Source organism: Sphaerothrix gracilis Ecp01, from assembly GCF_030405905.1.
GTDB classification, from domain to species: Bacteria; Cyanobacteriota; Cyanobacteriia; order Phormidesmidales; family Phormidesmidaceae; genus Sphaerothrix; species Sphaerothrix gracilis.
The window spans coordinates 1-1,773 of record NZ_JASATW010000105.1 but is presented as its reverse complement, the minus strand read 5'-3'; the positions used below and the strand labels follow the sequence as shown (position 1 = coordinate 1,773).

The 1,773-nt window shown below is 50.6% G+C and carries 2 protein-coding genes; both read left to right on the top strand.

The genetic code is table 11. From position 1 onward, the window contains the following. Positions 1-136: 136 nt before the first annotated feature. On the top strand, positions 137-475 hold the full coding sequence (locus tag QJQ48_RS27970) for a plasmid mobilization protein (RefSeq protein ID WP_428843108.1): 339 nt from the start codon (positions 137-139) through the stop codon (positions 473-475). Positions 476-478: 3 nt separating this feature from the next. Next, a partial coding sequence (locus QJQ48_RS27965; protein ID WP_346294474.1) for a relaxase/mobilization nuclease domain-containing protein occupies positions 479-1,773 on the top strand: 1,295 nt, incomplete at its 3' end.

Sequence of the window (1,773 nt, the reverse complement as noted above, 5' to 3'; positions counted from 1 at the left end):
AATTGGGTCAGGCAATGGGAAGTCTGTACATGATGCCTTGATTCTAACTCTTGACCGATTTATTATCTAGTTGCTACCGATACTTTTGTTTTATCACTAGTAGTAATTAACTTGATTCACCTTTTTTAATTTTGTCTTGGCTCGTACTGATCAGATTCACTTCTTGGTGACATCCGCTGAAAAAGATCGAATCACGAGGAGAGCACAAGATCAGGAAGTTAGCTTGTCTGATTTCTTGAGATCTCTGGCTTTAGATGAGCAAGTTTCTGAAAGCACCTGGGCTGATATCAGGCGGTATCTATCGGCTATCGAGGCTCAGTTGTTTGCTCTGAGATTTGTGATTGAAGCGGAACTAGATGTTACTTTTTCTCGGCACAGTGCTGAAATTGATGCCAACGAAGACCCGGTAGAGTACCACTTTGCTCTACTTGCAGAGAAGCTGAAGCAGCTTTTTTTAGAAGCTCAACAACGTTAATCGATGGCTATTGTCAATGCAGCTACAACCAAAGATTTCCGGGCCACTCACCGCTATGTAGCCGTGAGAGAAGATAAGCAGCCACAGGTTATCCATTCTTCTGTGCCTCAAGGCATCGATGCTCTGCTGGGTCAGGAGATTGACCCAATTGCCACTGCCGAAGCGATGGAAACACAAGCGGCTAAGAGCGATCGCGTTGAAAAGCCTTGCTACCACATCTCTATCTCTGTTGCTGAGGAAGATGAGCTGTCTAAGTTGGATTGGAATCAGCTTGCGACCGGATTCCTGGAGAAAACTGGTTTAGACGAACATCAAGCTGTCGGCTACCTGCACGAGGATACGACGTATCCAGACAGCGACGAGATACGGCCACACCTGCACCTAGTCGTTAACCGGGTAGGCGCTGATGGGGTTGCTGTTGACACGTCATGGGACTACTACCGCTTCCAAAACGCAATCCGCGACGTGGAGCAAGAGATGGGGCTAACTTCTGAGCCCAATAGCTGGGAAGTGGATCGCCGCCGTGACCCCTCTGGGCAGGTACATCGCCTCGCGGCAGAGCAGACAGAGTATGAAAATTCAGAGCATCCGCGCTCCAAGCCACCTCAGCCAACTGTCAGAACGCAGCTTCAAGATGCGATTGACAGCGCTATTGAGCGAGCAACCTCAGTTGAAGGCATCACAGACTTTTTATCCCGGCAGGGCATCGACAACCAGGTGAGCGATCGCGGCTGGAGCTTAGAGAAAGACGGTATTGCCTTTGCCGGAAGCCAGCTCGGACGAGCCTATTCGATGAATGCGGTAGAGCAAATCATGGCGGAATCACCAGAGCAAAAAGAGCAAATCATTGATGCCGAGTGGCAACCTGCTGAGGCTGATAGCAACGGTGAAGCAACTAGAACTAACGAAGAGGACAGCAAACAACGCCAGAAGCAGCGCCAGCGCTCGATGAAGCAAATCATGCAGGAGACGGCTGAGGCGGAAGAAGACTCCAGCGATCGCCAGCAGCAGGGCCGCAAGATTAAGCGCTCTGGTGAACGTCTATCGCGGCAGTCTGATGAAGTGGATGGCCTTACCTTTATCGGTGGCACCGTCACCGCAGCGGGCGGACTGCTGGAGCTAGGTGAAAAGTTCGGCCAAGAAGTACGCAAGGCTCGCAGCCGCGCCAACAGCCAACGTGCGACAGAGCAAATTGACAAGCTAGAAGAGATAGGCGATCGCACCACAGCGCTAGAAAAATCATTAGTTGAGCAGCCAGAGCTGGAAGAAACTGAAGCTCAAACCGCCGAAAGTAACCT